The sequence below is a fragment of the Paenibacillus sedimenti genome (assembly GCF_014534655.1).
Lineage (GTDB): Bacteria > Bacillota > Bacilli > Paenibacillales > NBRC-103111 > Paenibacillus_E > Paenibacillus_E sedimenti.
The window spans coordinates 396,884-412,729 of the sequence record NZ_JACVVD010000002.1 but is presented as its reverse complement, the minus strand read 5'-3'; the positions used below and the strand labels follow the sequence as shown (position 1 = coordinate 412,729).

Here is a 15,846-nt window from a genome sequence, read left to right as displayed (position 1 = left end):
GAGAAAAACGCCATTTTCACGCTCTCCGCCCCCTTCTCATTAACTAGATACAATTTGTATCATAACTGACATTACTAACATAATAGTTGCATGGAATATTCTAATTATAACATTTTTTTTATAAATGTCGTGCAATATTTTCCTAATTTTTGTAAAAAATATGTGTATTCCATAGGTGCATACCCCTGCAAAAAAAAAGGACACCCCCGGTATCCTGGGAATGTCAATCGTCCACTATGAACTAACCCTTTGCCGCCTTATTAGCGACATACTGAACATCCTTACTGTCGATGATGCCATCCGGCTTTAGATCAAATTGCTCGTCATAGCCTGGCTGACCTTTCTTTAAACCATTTTTCTGTGAAATCAAGAAAAGGTCGCTGAGTCCCACCTTGCCGTCATGATCGAAATCCCCGCCGCCGATTGCGATGTAGAACGAGGCTGACGCTAAATTTTGCTGCTTGCCTTTGCTATCTGTCACAGCGGATTCGGGCTGCAGCGTAAGTGCCGTTTCACCGTTTTTGAGCGCCGTGAAACTCAATGTGGTTAGACCGATGCTGCCGTTTTTTCCAGGTACAGCTCCCAGCCGTACGCCGGTTAGCTTCAAGAGTCCCGCAGCCGCCTGATTGTCCTTGCCGAACACGGCGGTGCCGTTCTCAGTGCCGAATTCGCTGATATAGGCAATCTTCGTCAGCTTCAAGCGGCTTGTATCATACTGCAGCTTCAGCAAGAACGCGTACAAGTCCTTGGCGTCGTTGGCGCGAATCTGTACATCGATCGTGGAGCCGACTTCGGCAATCTCAGAAGCGGATGAAAACGCGATTCCCGTAGTCTGCGCCGGAACGTTGGCGAGTGTCGTCACGCTCACACTCGGATTGCCGGTGCTGGCATTGCCTGCCGCATCCAGCGCCACCACAGAGAACACATAGGTGGTTTGGGGAGCCAGGCCGGCAGCTTGGTAGCTGTACACGGTCCCTGTTACCGTATCAATGTGCTCACTGTTTCGCAGAATCTGATACTGGCTCACACCCACATTGTCTGACGCCAGCGGCCACTGCAGCTTCGCACTGCTGTAGGTTACGTCCGTCACGGTAAGCTGCGTGCCGGCCGGCCAAACGGGAGCAACCGTGTCACCGGTCGAAACCGGTAGTGTCGTAACCGATGTCGCCGGCTTTACAGTGCTTTTGTTGCCCGCCGCATCAACGGCTTCGACTTCGAACGAATATGTCGTGTTCGGCGTCAGTCCACTTACGGAGTAGCTATATACATCGCCACTGACCGTATTCAGCAGGCTGCTGTTTTGATAGATATTATAGGCGGTCACACCAACATCGTCCGTCGCAGGCTGCCATTGCAAGCGCGCGCTTTGCCCCGTGACATCGGCCGCTGTAAGCACATTCGGTGCCGGCCATGCGGGTGGCGTCGAATTACCCGGAGCTAATTTGATTTCGAATAGAACTGTACTAATAGCTTTGAACCACTTGCCATTAATTACTTTTGTTTTACCTATCGCTGACCCCAGATAAATAGGAGGCTCATCGAGCGGTGTTTGTAAATACAGCTGATTGTTCTGAATAAATGAAACTGTACCATCCGTCGAAAGATTTTCAATACCTGGAGTATTGATTAAATTGTAGGTCGCCTGGGTCACCAAACCCTCTGGAGACTGCAAGTAAATTTGCTGTGTTTGCCCTGGCAATCCTTTCGTAAAAGCGATCCAGCCTTGATTAATTGCATAATTCCCCGATGTATTGTGGCTGAGCTCCGTAATGACACCATTCTCTTTTTTGAAAACACTGCCATCTCCCCAGTAAACGACGACATTGCCATCCCATTTGGGCAACCTGATGTCCCAACTATTAGTGTCTTGAACGACTGTTTCTTCCTGACCGTCAGAACGATGACGGTAAATATAGGAACGCCAACTCCCTGCCGGCTTATTGACATATACATATTCTCCATTTGCCGCAAGATCCGTTTGGGACCCCAAGGTTTGGATGATTTCATCCGTTACGGCGTTTATCCGGATATTAGGGTAAAACACATAGTCACCCTTGACCTGCAGTTTGCAGCAAATATCACTAAGTTGGGTTCCGATTCCGGCATCTGTCAGCTTATTGTTTTTCCAAGTAAACAGACGCGTTTGGTTATCTTCATGATTGCTGATCAAAAAAGCTGCCCCAGTCGATGTAAGCTTGGCTTGATCGAAATATTTAGGTCCGCTTAATGAATCCACTAATGTAATATCGCCGGTAGAACGATTTTTGATATATAGACCAGAGTTGTTAGAGTTGTATACTAAGTACAGCAAGCGATTTTCGTCAAAGTCCATAATCTGCCCGGCCGCCTGGTCAACCTTCTTTAATCGATCGCTAATCTCCGCAAGTAGGTGGACATATTTGTCAAATCGCTGCACCAGTTTCCCGTCTACATAATTCCCATCAGAAGCCTCGATATGGACCCTAACAATTTGACCTGCATATTTGGAAACATCAAACGTATGATCAAGAACTCCTGAACCGGTACTCACGATTCCTTCATCACTAAAGCTCGACACCGTCACTTTAATCTCGGGTACAGAAAAATCATCTGTTGCATTTACAACGATACGCAGACTGTTTGACATAATAACTGATGAATCTTCCGGTCCCTCAATGGTCACTACCGGTGACGAATCGTATTTGATTGCACTGGTAGCCTGTGCGGATTGATTGTTTTGATTCGTTGCCTCTACCACAAGTGTCTTATTGCCTTTTTCGAGCCCTTCCAATGAAAACTCGCCTGTCCATACGCAATCATTTGCAGGCTGGCATACTTTTTGCAGCAAAATCTCTTTGCTTCCAACCTTAGCTTTTACCGTCTTGATCTCAGATAATGAATTCACTACTGCCCCAACAACAAAATTGGTATCAACAGGGACCGGGCCTACTGCTTTTGGGTATAGGATTTTGACGTTAATCCCCCCTGCTGCATAAGTGTTACTTGAAAATAGTAAAATAACCACAAATGCAAATAACACGCTCAGTACTGATTTTCTCATTTATAATATCCACCTTTCAAAAACGAATCCGGCTAGTACAACGAGTAATAAACTCAGTGGGATTTTATTGATTTTATTTATTCACTACACCCCCCATTGATACATTATGTATCACATTGAATGCAATTACCTGGTGCATATGTTTTTTATTCGATACAAAAAGCGAATAACCTCCTAATTTTTGTAAGCTCACGCACAATTTATTTAAATTTAATAACAAAAAAATACTCCGCAGACCCCCATCTGCAGAGTGTTTGAACATGTTTTAACCCTTCGCCGCCTTATTCGCAACATACTGAATATCTTTACTGTCAATGACGCCGTCCGGCTTCAAATCGTACTGCTCTTCATATCCGGGCTGGCCTTTCTTCAAGCCGTTTTTCTGTGATATGAGGAACAGGTCGCTAAGTCCCACTTTGCCGTCATGATCAAAATCTCCGCCGCCGACGGCGATGTAGAATGAAGCTGCCGCGAGATTCCGCTGGCTGCCTTTACTGTCTGTTACCGCTGATTCCGGCTGCAGATTCAGGGCCGTTTCACCGTTTTTGAGCGCTGTAAAGCTCAATGTTGTTAAACCAATACTGCCGTTTTTGCCTGGTACGGCTCCCATCTGCGCTCCTGTTAGCTTCAATAGTCCGGCAGGCGCATTGTTGTCCTTGCCGAACACTGCGCTGCCGTTCTCCGTGCCGAATTCGCTGCTGTAGGCAATCTTCGTTAGCTTCAATCGGCTTGTGTCGTACTGCAGCTTCAGTAAGAACGCGTACAAGTCCTTGGCGTCGTTGGCGCGGATCTGTACATCGATCGTAGACCCGACCTCCGCTATCTCAGAGCCGGAAGTAAATATGATCGCCGTAATCGGAACCGGTTCGTTCGCCAGCGTTGTCACATTCTGGCTTGGATTGCCGGTGCTTGCATTGCCCGCAGCATCCAGCGCCACCACCGAGGATAAGTAAGTGGTTTGAGGCGCCAGGCCTGCAGCTTGGTAACCGTTCTCGGATCCGTTCACGGTATCTACCAGCAATCCATTGCGATAGATTTGATACTGGCTTACCCCTGCGTTGTCCAGCGCTTGCGGCCACTGCAGCTTCGCACTGCTATTCGTTACATCCGTCACTTCCAGCTGCGCTCCCGACGGCCATGACGGAGGTATCGTATCGGCATCATTCAGCTTGATCTCCAGTAGATCGCGGTTCATCGCTTTATACCATTTGCCATTCACATTTTTTAAGAGCGCATTGCTGTTGCCCGCTTCAATCGGCGTTTCATTGCCGGGAATACGGATGTGTAATTTGCCTTGATAAGCGTAGGCAAGACTCCCATCCGGCGCCAAATCTGCAAGTATCGTATCATTATTACTACTGTAGGTGATCTGAGTTACAGTCCCTTCCGGGTCTTGTTCGTACAGCTGAGGAATCCCGCTGCCTGGCGGTTTTTGAAAATACGCAACCCATCCGTTATTCAACTTGAAATCGAAATATGCTGTCGGCGATATCTCCTTAACTACGCTGCCTACTTTCCTGAGAAGCTTTTGATTGGCAAGTTGATATACAAGCGTATATCCATCCCATTGGGGAAAATTCTGGTAAAAAGCCGGATAGTCACCGCCTTGAACTTCGAGTTCCAATTTTCCTTTGGAGACATAACGATAAATGTCTCTTTGGGAGTTTCCAATATATTCCCTCACAAACATAAATTGACCGTCATCTGAAATCGCATTGTCCGAGGCAATTGCCTGTACGCCGGTCAACCGGTCCGTATCACCGGTCTCCGTATTTATCCATATCGGTTCATTGAATGCGAGCAGAGCATACTTGCCCTTGGACTGGATGAGATTGAGCTTGTAATCTTCAAAACAGCATCGATCCGGGAAACTTATTCCCGTATCCGTTAACAAACCGCCCTTGAAGAGGTAAATCCTACCTTTCGGCGAGTCGCCTTCTTCATAAATCCAAATGACGGCTCCTTCGGAAGTCAGCTCTGCTTCCCGTAAAATATATTTGTCCGACTCGAACTTAAATACGGATGAACTTTGTCCGGAAATCCGGTTTTTGGAAAAAAGAGTACCGTCAGCATGCAGATAAAGAAGGAATTTTTCATTAAAGTCAATGATTGAGCCCGTAACTTGATCGATCGGATTGATCCTTTCTCCGGGTTCTATGTATAACTCACCACGCGTACTATACCTTATCATCGGTTTGCCTGAAGCATCATTAAATCCATCGGATACTTTTACTTCGTACATGATTCGCTGCCCGGCATATTTGGAAAAGTCGAAGGTATGCTCTATTCTTCCCGTTCCATTCACATTTTCCAATTCCTGATACATGCGGGTATCTTTAAGTTTAATGTTGATATGCGGTACAGAGTTATCATCGGTTGTTGTTACTGCTGCAGGGAATTGACTCTCTGTAATCACAGCCCCATTAACAAAGTTTGTTGAAACAACCGGTGGCGAGTCGTAAACGAATGACCTTGAAGCTTGAGCCGTTTGATCCGTCTGATTCACCGCTTCGATGGTAACTGTCTTTAATCCTTTCTCCAGCCCTTCCAGCGAAATCGAACCCGACCATATGCAGTACCCTTCATACAGGCATTCCTTTTTGAGCTGAGCCTCTTTGCTCTCAACTCTAGCAGTAACCGCTTTCAAATTACTGTCCGATGCAATCTCTGCGCTGACCCACACGGCCGTATCTTCGGGATGTCCGTCACTTGGAAACAAAACTTTAATGCGTATTCCCCCTTCAGCGTACGTGCTTTTTGACAAGAATAATACGATCAGCACCGCAAATAAAAAGCTCAGATGACCTATTTTCATTGCCTCTCACCTTGTCCTTTCTACATTAACGTATATAAAAACCCCATGGACATTTGTCCATGGAGTCACTTCCCAACGTCAGCATTGATTTTAAACAAAGTACCTCCTACAGCTTTGTACCAAGTTCCATTCAAGATCTTGCTTCTGATGCGGGATGATCATCTCGCTGCGCCCTGTCGTATAACGGAATATACCAGTCAGTTCCTCTCCATGGTTAGCCCCGGAGAATATGAACTCGCCCTTCAGGCTAAGATCAGCCCCGTATGAAGACATGTCTTGAATAGAAAAGCTCAATGCCCTGCCCGTAGCTGAATCGCCCAATCCACCCGATGAGTACCCGGCCGAAGCACATAACTGCCCTTTACTTCCAGCCGTTCATCCCCATCACAGTACAATTCGATATAGTTCATGCCTGTATCTGTTGTCACACCCCGGTTCCAAAGCAAGGTATGCACCTAACCGTCCTCATAAAGTCCGGCAGTGAACACAACACCGGATGGCGTCAGCTTCGCTCCGATTTTATCAGTCTTCCCATACACCAAAGTGTCGCGGCCCTCCAAACCTTCCAACAGATGGAGCCTTTTATCATAAGCTGTATATAGAATCCGATTTTCATCAAAATCGACAATTACACCAGGAACCTGATTTCGTTTCAATAATCGTTTGTTGGCATCTACATACAGAGTATGATAAAGGGTTCTAATTCCACCCCCAATTCATGTCTCCGCAACCAGCTGATAATTCTCATCCAGCAGCATCAGTTTCACACGAGAACCTGGTTGATCGTCCGTTAAAGTCACTGCCGCATGCAAAGTATTCGTGGTAATCACAGAATAATCCGCAGGTTCAAAAGAAACGATCTCGGGCGGAGTGTCAGAAGCGAATACACCTCAAGGAATGAAAGCGACATCATTTATAGAGTCAGCCTCTGGATGCTTGCTTTTCCTGGCCGATTCCGATATATTTCAACGTTACGGACGGGGCGGAATGATTAAACAAATCACGGAGAACGGATATATTTTTTGTTCTTTGATAATAGTGATATCCGAATGTCTTGCGCAAGGTGTGCGTCCCAATATCTTCAAGCCCTACTTGCTTTGCCGCTTCATTCAAAATTCGATATACTCGAATTCGTTTTATGGGTCTACCTGTACGTTGGGAAGGGAAGAGAAAATCTTCATCATCCATGTAAGCGACGTACTCATTAATTTTCTCGGAGAGCTGCTGATTGATAAAAAAAGTCTTTTCTTTACCTGTCTTTTCTTCTCTAATCGTTACCTTGCTCTTATCTTTCAAATCCTTTACTCTCAACGTCAGTAAATCACTGAGATGCAAGCCGGAATTAATACCTATAGTGAACAGCAACCAGTCACGCATTGAATGCCTTTTTAAAATTTCTTGAATCTCTTCTATCTTCTCATGGTCTCGTATGGGTTGAACGATTTGCACGAAGCTTCACTCCTTTACTTTCGTAAACATTCATCATGAAAATAATTCTTCCACTATCTCTTTTACTTCCGCCATGTCGGGTATCCAGTAATACAACTGAGTATGTTCAATCGGATCGAGGTCATATCCACTACGGCCCGGTATTTGCGAATATTGAAAATCAGACGCTTTCATATCTTCCAACATCCATGCTAAGCTGATGATATCGCTATCACGAAAATTGGTGTCAATCAAATCCTTTTTAATGCCGGCAATAAGACTAATGGTTTTTTTCATGTTTTTGGGGGCAAGAGCTTCTTGTACAATACTTCGCAAAACTTGATATTGTGCATTCTGGCGTCCGAAGTCCCCCTCAGGGAAGGCCCATCTTTCTCTGACCAAGCTGAGTGCTGTAGCACCTCCTATTCTCTGCTTACCTGCCGGCAAATCCTTCTGGGTGCTGCGAAGATGCAGCTGTTGCTTCAGTTCGACCTCAACGCCGCCGACTGCATCGATAAAGTGTTCGAAACCTTTAAAGTCTGTTTTCAAATAATAATTAATCGGTATTCTTAGAAAATCGCTGACGGCCTGCATCGTTGCTTCCGTTCCTTGATGGCTCCCTCCTTTTGCTTCACCAAGTGCATGAGCATGATTAATTTTGGTATAGCCCACATTACGTAGATTAACTCGCGTATCTCTCGGAACTGACAGGACATTGGCTTTTTTATCGGAAGGTATGACATGAATGACCATGATGACGTCCGACCGCGAATTCTCGTTGCCGCGTGCATCGATACCGAGCAGCAACACATTAAAGGATTGCGTCGATGAAGGAGTGAATGCTGGACTAAGACTGGAGTTTTGAATACCATCATGAGTTAACGCTTCTGATGATTCATTTTGTATTTCTTCTGGCATGGAAACAACAGGCAGTTCACTTTGATCAAAGTGACGGCTCGGTTCGAGCCTCCAATAAACGCAACTGCCCAACAACAAGGTACTGGCAATAGTAGAACTGAAGACAACTATCTTCCAGCGTTTCACATAGTGCACATCCTCGTTATATTTTGATACAAATTGTATCATTTGATTTGTGCAATTACAAGTTCTTGAAGCGTGAAATTGTGTGAAAACTCACATTTTTAGTTAAATTTATGAGACAAAGCTAAAGACTGCCCCGTACGGCAGTCCTTTTAGCATTTTTCTAGCGTTAATAGGTAGTTTGCGCAAGCATATAGTAACCATAATAAAGGTACCAAATCTGAGGGGACGGACCTGATCCGTTAACAAAAACTCTACCCTGACTGTTGACGGCAACATTAAAATTCGGGATAAACGGAGCATCGCCTTTTTTCACCGTGTTTCCGATCTTCTGAACATCCGCAAAATCATAAACCTTATCGTCATAGGTCACCAAATAGTAGGCCATACTGCCATGGTTCAAATCATTTCTGGTAACCGTAATCGATACGACATAGGTACCTGGCGTCGGCAGCCAGAATTCCGTATTTATATTCTGACCATAGGCAAGCTCTATCTTATCCCTCTTGGTTACAACAGTGTCCAATGAATTGTCAGTAATAAGCTGAAAGCTTTTCTGTTTCATAGGACGTTTTCTTTGGTTCTGATGCCAAGAGTCATTCGTAAAATCCATGATGCGGACACGATTGAACTCGTCGTTAATAATTACGTTCACGCTGCTTTCTATGGAATCGCATTTATAGACGAGTCCTTCGATGTTGATATTATCGTTTTTACCGGGAATTAACGCAATGGATTCTTTACGGTTATAGCACCACGCATACAAACCGTAGATGTTCACATTTTTGGCCGCTCCGTCCGGATCGAAATAAATGCCTGTGTTCCAATTTCCCTCCAAATATAAATTCTCAAGAGTTATATTCGAGTTAAACCCGCGGAATTCAAGCATCGTCTGTTGGGTCGTAGACGGATTTCCCCCCTCAATCGCCACATCCCGGAACGAGCAATTTTTGCCGTCAACGATCACAACTATAGACCCATTAAATTTGGTTTGGGAAATGAACGTTTGGCTTACACTGATCGTGTGATAGTCGTAAATATAAAGAGCTTGGCCTTGATAACCGCCCAGGGATGCATCTCTCCAAAACCGGGAACGTGTAATTTCAACCATATATACGCCATAGCCGGACTGAAATTTACCGTCCATATAAATGCCCCATTTTCCTGAGGCACATCCATTCTGAAAAAAGCCATCAAAATACAATTGTCCGCCCTGCGGGAGCTTCACGCCTCCGCCCGTTGTGGTATCAATCTGAATGTTGACCATCCATAAAGCGTCGACCTCATTTTGATTCAACGTAAAATCGAAACAATATTCCGAACCTGTATACTGGATGACCGAGGAGTACATATTGTCTCCGACAATCGTGAGACCTCCTGAACGAGCCACATTACTAATTGAAGAAACATTGGGTGCAATGCTGGATTGAACCGTATAAATACCGCTTGGCACATATAAGGTGCCTGAAGAACCTATAGATGTAAGCGCTCTCTGGAATCTCCCGTCATCCGTAGTCTCTCCCGCCATTCGAGGATAATCAGCTAAACTAACTCTTCCCGCCATACGACTCTCTCTCCTTTCTCTTATTTTGTGCTACTCTATCTGAATCGCAGGTCTCTCTCCTACTTTATCTCTTATGGTATCCTATGCGAGAGTTGTATGCTCGGACACATGAAGAAGCCCAGCTTTAGCTTAAAAAGCGAGAAATAGTGCTGTTCTTTTGCGATAATTAGTCGGCTGATAGGAGGAATACTCGTGTTGATACAGAATGTAACATAAATACATTTTCTTGAGGAGGGACTCATTTGAAGAAACTATCCAAAGTCATGATTCTCGCATCTGCCCTAACACTAACATTCTCAGCCGGAGTTTTTGCCGCTACTGACATTAAACTTTATGTGGAGGGCAATAAAACCAACATTCAAGTGGAAATTATCGATGGATCCAGTTACGTGCCCCTAAAAGCTGTAGGAGAATTACTTGGTAAAGAAGTGAAATGGGAAGAGGCTACGCGATCGATCTACATTTCAGACAAAACACAAAGCACCATTAGTGAAGGCGAATACCAAGCTGATAATCTATCGTTCTATGATTTAAATGTTGTGAAAGGAAAGCTCGGGTGGGAGATCGTTGCCGAGGTGAGAAACGATGGAGCGAAAGAGCTTAAAAACGCGGTCTTTACTGCAGTCTTTTATAATGGGAACGGAAAAAGGGTCGGGACCGCACAAGGAAGCTTATTGGATCTGAGTCCCAAAGAAAACCATACCGTAAAGCTTGAGACTGCTGACGATCTCACCGGATATAAAAGCGTTAAGTTCCAACTTGATAAGACGAACTAATATAGTACAAAACCCCCACTTTCGATCTATCGATGTGGGGGTTTTGTACATATATAACGCTTTTTCGACAGAGTTTCCGGCGTTGTGGTCGAATGAATACCTCCAATGGACTATTACAATTTTTCCCTATTATTACTATCATTAGGTGAATATAAAATAGGAGGTATATAGGATTATGGTCCTGAATCGAAAAAAGCTAACTTTCGTATTTCTCATCTTTACCTTGCTCTTCTCCACGCTGCTTCCAATGAATGCATCGGCTGTATCTGATGGATGGGAGAATGAATTCTATTGGGAATCGCCAACTAGCTACCAAACCGTGCACACACCTACATTCATTGTTGAAGCAAGAATCAAAGTAGTTGGACCTATTAAGTCGACTACTGTAAATGTTGATGGAAGGTCTTTTCCTATGGTTGATGTCGAGAGGTTTATGCACCAGGGTACTGTCTCACTTGCCGGTTTGCAGGAAGGAGTAAAGAAACTAACGATTAAAGTTACTTCAGAAACAGGTGCCGTACTACTAGAAGAAAGCAGATATATCATTTATAATACAAATCCGGGTAAAGGTATACTCCGGTTTGACACCCTGGCACGCGTAGTTGACGAAGGTTCAGGAAAAGTAACCGTGAATGTCGTTCGCACAGGAGGCAGTAGTGGAGTAGTAACAGCGAGATATACGACAACCACATTGCCTAGACAGGACGCACTGGCTGGCAAGGACTTTATTGCGAACTCCGGCCTACTCACTTTTTCGGAGGGGGAAACGGTAAAATCCATTCAAGTACAATTAGTGAATGACTCCACGAAAGAACCGTTGCTGGAAACATTTTCGTTGCAATTGCTGCCGGATTCTTCAGGTCAATCATCTATAGATCCTAATTATTCATCAACGACTGTTGTCATTAGAGATAATGATTAACCGCTCCTCTTATCGTCAATTAGTAGCCGCAGCCATGATGGAAATCTACCCCAACATAGCTGTTTCTTTCTGCTCCAGACGAACTAAACTAACAAGATGAAAATTAGGAGGTATATTGAATCATGGTCCTGAATCGAAAAAAGCTAACTTTCGTATTTCTTATATTTACCTTGCTCTTCTCTACGCTGCTTCCAATGAATGCATCGGCTGTAACTGATGGTGGAGGGGTAGGTGAATTATTTTGGAATTATCCCTCTAACAACGAAACCATACATACACCATACTTCACTGTAGCTATAGCTTCCAAAATTGTAGCTGACTCGCTTACTTTAAGTCTTGATGGAAGGCCTCTTGATTTTTCTTTTGTTGAGAGATATACGAGATTCTATGAAGTATCACTGGCAGGGTCGCAAGCAGGAGTAAAGAAGCTTACATTTAAAGCTACTTATAAAGGAAATCTAGTACTAGAAGAAAGCAGGTATTTCATCTATGATCCAAGTCCGATTAGAGGTTCGCTCCGGTTTGATACCCTGGCACGCGTAGTTGACGAAGGTTCAGGAAAAGTAACCGTAAATGTCGTTCGCACAGGAAGCAGCAGTGGGGAATTAACAGCGAAATACAAAACAACTACATTGCCCAAACAAGATGCAGTGGCTGGCAAGGACTTCATTGCGAACTCAGGCCTGCTAAGATTTTCAGAGGGTGAAACGGTAAAATCCATTCAGATACAATTAGTGAATGACTCCACGAAAGAACCGTTGTTGGAAACATTCTCATTACAGCTACTGCCTAATCCTTGGGGTTATACCTATATAGATCCTAATTATTCATCAACGACTGTCGTCATTAGAGATAACGATTAACCGCTCCGATAAGACGAAATAAACTGATAAGATGAAAACTAGGAGGTATTTTAGATCATGGTCCTGAATCGAAAAAAGCTAACTTTCGTATTTCTTATCTTTACCTTGCTCTTCTCCACGCTGCTTCCAATGAATGCATCGGCAGCATATGATGATGGAGTGGTGGATGAATTCAATTGGGGTTTGCCCACTAACTATCAAACCGTTAGTACGCCTACATTCATTGTTGAAGCAAAAATCAATGCAGTTGGACCAATTAAGCCGATTACTGTAGATGTTGACGGAAGGTCTTTTCCTATGGTTGACGTCGGGAACTTTATGCACCAGGCTACTGTTTCACTTGCCGGTTTGCAGGAAGGAGTAAAGAAAATAACACTTAAAGTTATTTCAGAAAAATACGGCATCGTACTAATAGATGCAAGCAAATATATCATTTATAGTACATATAAGGGTACACTCCGGTTCGATACCTTGGCACGTGCAGTTGATGAAGGTTCAGGAAAAGTAACCGTTAATGTCGTACGCACAGGAAGCAGCAGTGGAGTATTAAGAGCGCAATATAGGACAACTACATTGCCTAAACAGGACGCACTGGCTGGCAAGGACTTCATTGCGAACTCTGGCCTACTAACTTTTTCAGATGGTGAAACGGTGAAATCTATTCAGATACAATTAGTGAATGACTCCACGAAAGAACCATTGCTGGAAACATTCTCGTTGCAATTGCTGCCAGAGCCATATACTAATTCGTCTATAGATCCTAATTATTCATCAACGACTGTCGTCATTAGAGATAACGATTAACCGCTCCACTTGTCATCGCTGAAGCAGCCGACTCCATGATGTAAATCCACGTCAGCATAGCTGTCACTTTCTGCAAGTTTGTGTTAATATGATACATAATGAATCATATAAGATACATAACGTAGAGGTGAGCTTGTTTGAAACCATCCGTTCCTAATCAGCCGATTACATGGCATCACTCCAACTTAAGTCGTCAAGAACGCCATCTGGCCAACGGACACAAGAGCTGCGCATTATGGTTTACGGGCTTATCCGGCTCCGGGAAGTCGACGCTGGTTTTCACGCTGGAAAAGGAGCTGCACCTAAGAAGCATTCGGTCCTATGTCCTGGATGGTGACAATATCAGACATGGACTTAATGCAGACTTGGGGTTCTCCGAACAGGATCGCAAAGAGAACGTTCGACGAATCGGAGAAGTATCGAAGTTATTCGTCGATGCCGGATTGTTCGTGCTATCGGCTTTTATTTCACCGAATGAGCATGACCGCGCTATGGTGAGGGGTTTATTTCATCCCGATGATTTTCTCGAAGTGTACGTGAAGTGTTCGCTGGAGGAATGTGAACGCAGAGATCCCAAAGGGTTATATAAGAGGGCGCGAAGCGGAGAACTCCCCAACTTCACGGGTATATCCGCAGGATACGATGTGCCGAAACGGCCTGACATCGTTATTGATACGGAGAGGCTTACGATCGAGGAATCGGTGCGCTTGTTGATCGATCAATTGGAAAAGAGAAGCTGTCTCACCATGAATGAGAAGCTTCTCTCTCCTTGATCAGGGGCACATTCCATTAGGCGCGTGCTTCGATTTGATAACCCAGCAGTTTGCTGAATATCCCCCTCGTTTCTTGCGAAAGCTGTTGGTAGCCTCCTTGTTGAATCAATTCGCCCTTATCCAATACAATGACCTGATCGGCCCCACGAATCGTCGATAACCGGTGTGCGATAACGATTATGGTCATTTTTCCTTTTAATCGATCGATCGCCTGCTGAACTTTCAATTCGTTCTCACCGTCCAGCGCACTTGTCGCTTCGTCAAGTATGAGAATCGATGGCTTTCTGAGAATAGCTCTTGCCAGCACAATTCGCTGACGCTCGCCGCCGGACAATCGCACTCCCCGATCTCCAACGACCGTATCCAGTCCTTGCGGAAGCTTGCTCACGAACTCGGCGGAGGCCGAGAATTCCAACGCTTCCCACATTTCCTGTTCGCTCGCTGCCGGGTTCACCAATTTCAAATTATCGCGAATGCTCATATGGAACAGAAACGGATCCTGCGATACATAACTAATCGAGCTTCTCAAAGGAAGAAACTTATCGGGGGTGAGCGGCACACCGTCAATGAGCATTTGACCGCTCTCCGGCTGCATGAGCCCCATGAGGATATCGATCAAGGTACTTTTACCAGCTCCTGACCTGCCTACAATGGCCGTAAGACCGCCTGCAGGAATATGAATATTTATATCATGAAGCGCATAGGAATGCTGGTCATTGCTGTAGCGAAAGCAGACATCTCTGCATTCGATTCCATGCTCAACCGGGATCGCGGGAGAGATGCCTCTATCCTTTTGCACGCTCCATTCCTGTGCGTCCTTGCATTCTTGCTGAAGTTGAATCACGGATTTAAATGCCGGGAACATCGATACCATCGTTTCCAAACTTGATTGAATGGAACTAAAGCGCGGCCACAATCGGGCAAAAATGATAATGATCACCATCATCTGCTCAGCAGGTGTATGAAACACCCCGAATGATACATAAATAAAAAGGACAATAAGTACCGCTGCCGTAATACGGCTAAGGAATTGTGTCGTTGAGTTCAGCCTGATGAACTGGGTGACGTTATCCTCGATTTGCTTGCATAAAGCATGAAACCATGTTAAATGAATGTGCTCGAGCCGATTGCTTTTAATATCTTTAATGCCGTTAAAATGTTCCGTAATCCCTGCGTAATAGCTTTGCGAAAGCTCCGTCGTCCGGTCGCCTATCGACTGGGCCTTCCTTACGTATTTTCGAAAAACCACGAATATAACAATACCGCTGACCAGAATGACGCTTGTTAGTTTGGCGGACAGCCAAAAAGCTAGGCCAATCTGAATCGCCGTAAAAATGGCAGAAGTAATTAACTGCATGAACATATTGGTTCCCTGGTTGACCCGGGCCAGCTCCGTCGTCAAAATATGGCTGAAATCCGACTTTCGTTTCACAAGGAAAAAGTCCCATTTGGCCTGCATGAGCGCCCGATACGTTTCAAATCTCAAATGCCTGATAAAGTGCTGCTGGATTTGCGAGCTGCGGATTGCCTGACTTCTCTGTAATAAGGCTTGGCCGGCAATGATGAGGACATACATTGCAAGAATAATCGGCAAATTTAATGTGCTTTGCACATTCTGCAGCAAATGAGATAGACCTGGAATAGGCAAACTCTTCGCTGCATCGATCTGAAAGAAGCCGATTATCCCAAGCATGGGCACTAGCAAATAAATGCTAATTCCGTCTAACAAACTTACCGTGATCATACTGCCGATATTCAAAAATAGCTTTTTCCCTGTAACTGCGTACAGTTTTTTTACAAAAAAAAGAAGCTCCCCCATC

Annotated in this window: 13 protein-coding genes; 5 read left to right on the top strand and 8 right to left on the bottom strand. The window is 44.7% G+C overall.

Annotated elements, in window-relative coordinates; genetic code table 11:
* Positions 1 to 241 precede the first annotated feature (241 nt).
* The 7 genes from ICC18_RS06505 to ICC18_RS06475 form a co-directional block, all read right to left on the bottom strand.
* Entirely contained in the window at positions 242 to 3,040 is a 2,799-nt protein-coding gene (locus tag ICC18_RS06505; RefSeq protein ID WP_188173552.1) for a fibronectin type III domain-containing protein, read from the bottom strand.
* Between the two features lie 265 nt (positions 3,041 to 3,305).
* On the bottom strand, positions 3,306 to 5,855 hold the full coding sequence (locus ICC18_RS06500; protein WP_188173551.1) for a cohesin domain-containing protein: 2,550 nt from the start codon (positions 5,853 to 5,855) through the stop codon (positions 3,306 to 3,308).
* Positions 5,856 to 6,145: 290 nt separating this feature from the next.
* A complete protein-coding gene (locus ICC18_RS06495) occupies positions 6,146 to 6,310 on the bottom strand; it encodes a hypothetical protein (protein WP_188173550.1) in 165 nt (54 codons plus the stop codon).
* Positions 6,311 to 6,511, bottom strand: coding sequence for a hypothetical protein (locus ICC18_RS06490; RefSeq protein WP_188173549.1), 201 nt, complete (start codon positions 6,509 to 6,511; stop codon positions 6,311 to 6,313).
* A 265-nt stretch (positions 6,512 to 6,776) separates the two neighbouring features.
* Positions 6,777 to 7,304, bottom strand: coding sequence for a site-specific integrase (locus ICC18_RS06485; protein WP_188173548.1), 528 nt, complete (start codon positions 7,302 to 7,304; stop codon positions 6,777 to 6,779).
* 33 nt (positions 7,305 to 7,337) lie between these two features.
* Positions 7,338 to 8,327, bottom strand: coding sequence for an LCP family protein (locus ICC18_RS06480; RefSeq protein ID WP_188173547.1), 990 nt, complete (start codon positions 8,325 to 8,327; stop codon positions 7,338 to 7,340).
* 166 nt (positions 8,328 to 8,493) lie between these two features.
* The gene (locus tag ICC18_RS06475; RefSeq protein ID WP_188173546.1) at positions 8,494 to 9,888 is read right to left on the bottom strand and encodes a hypothetical protein; all 1,395 of its coding nucleotides are present in this window, start codon (positions 9,886 to 9,888) and stop codon (positions 8,494 to 8,496) included.
* Positions 9,889 to 10,130: 242 nt separating this feature from the next.
* On the opposite strand from ICC18_RS06475, the gene ICC18_RS06470 reads away from it, so the two are divergent.
* From ICC18_RS06470 to cysC, 5 genes are all read left to right on the top strand, one after another.
* The gene (locus ICC18_RS06470) at positions 10,131 to 10,664 is read left to right on the top strand and encodes an FxLYD domain-containing protein (protein ID WP_188173545.1); all 534 of its coding nucleotides are present in this window, start codon (positions 10,131 to 10,133) and stop codon (positions 10,662 to 10,664) included.
* A gap of 175 nt (positions 10,665 to 10,839) precedes the next feature.
* Positions 10,840 to 11,586: a Calx-beta domain-containing protein gene (locus tag ICC18_RS06465; RefSeq protein WP_188173544.1), complete on the top strand. Its 747-nt coding sequence runs from the start codon at positions 10,840 to 10,842 to the stop codon at positions 11,584 to 11,586.
* A gap of 122 nt (positions 11,587 to 11,708) precedes the next feature.
* Complete coding sequence (locus tag ICC18_RS06460) at positions 11,709 to 12,449, top strand: Calx-beta domain-containing protein (protein WP_188173543.1); 741 nt, start codon at positions 11,709 to 11,711, stop codon at positions 12,447 to 12,449.
* 57 nt (positions 12,450 to 12,506) lie between these two features.
* On the top strand, positions 12,507 to 13,253 hold the full coding sequence (locus ICC18_RS06455; RefSeq protein WP_188173542.1) for a Calx-beta domain-containing protein: 747 nt from the start codon (positions 12,507 to 12,509) through the stop codon (positions 13,251 to 13,253).
* 137 nt (positions 13,254 to 13,390) lie between these two features.
* Positions 13,391 to 14,026 (top strand): adenylyl-sulfate kinase, encoded by a 636-nt coding sequence (gene cysC / locus ICC18_RS06450; protein ID WP_188173541.1) that lies wholly within the window; start codon positions 13,391 to 13,393, stop codon positions 14,024 to 14,026.
* Between the two features lie 16 nt (positions 14,027 to 14,042).
* On the opposite strand, the gene ICC18_RS06445 is transcribed toward cysC, so the two are convergent.
* Complete coding sequence (locus ICC18_RS06445) at positions 14,043 to 15,845, bottom strand: ABC transporter ATP-binding protein (RefSeq protein WP_188173540.1); 1,803 nt, start codon at positions 15,843 to 15,845, stop codon at positions 14,043 to 14,045.
* Between the last annotated feature and the right edge of the window lies 1 nt (position 15,846).

Coding starts and splice junctions, on each gene's coding strand:
- ICC18_RS06505 (WP_188173552.1), bottom strand. CDS start 3,040: ATGAGAAAATCAGTACTGAGCGTGTTATTTGCATTTGTGGTTATTTTA.
- ICC18_RS06500 (WP_188173551.1), bottom strand. CDS start 5,855: ATGAAAATAGGTCATCTGAGCTTTTTATTTGCGGTGCTGATCGTATTA.
- ICC18_RS06475 (WP_188173546.1), bottom strand. CDS start 9,888: ATGGCGGGAAGAGTTAGTTTAGCTGATTATCCTCGAATGGCGGGAGAG.
- ICC18_RS06465 (WP_188173544.1), top strand. CDS start 10,840: ATGGTCCTGAATCGAAAAAAGCTAACTTTCGTATTTCTCATCTTTACC.
- ICC18_RS06460 (WP_188173543.1), top strand. CDS start 11,709: ATGGTCCTGAATCGAAAAAAGCTAACTTTCGTATTTCTTATATTTACC.
- ICC18_RS06455 (WP_188173542.1), top strand. CDS start 12,507: ATGGTCCTGAATCGAAAAAAGCTAACTTTCGTATTTCTTATCTTTACC.
- ICC18_RS06445 (WP_188173540.1), bottom strand. CDS start 15,845: ATGGGGGAGCTTCTTTTTTTTGTAAAAAAACTGTACGCAGTTACAGGG.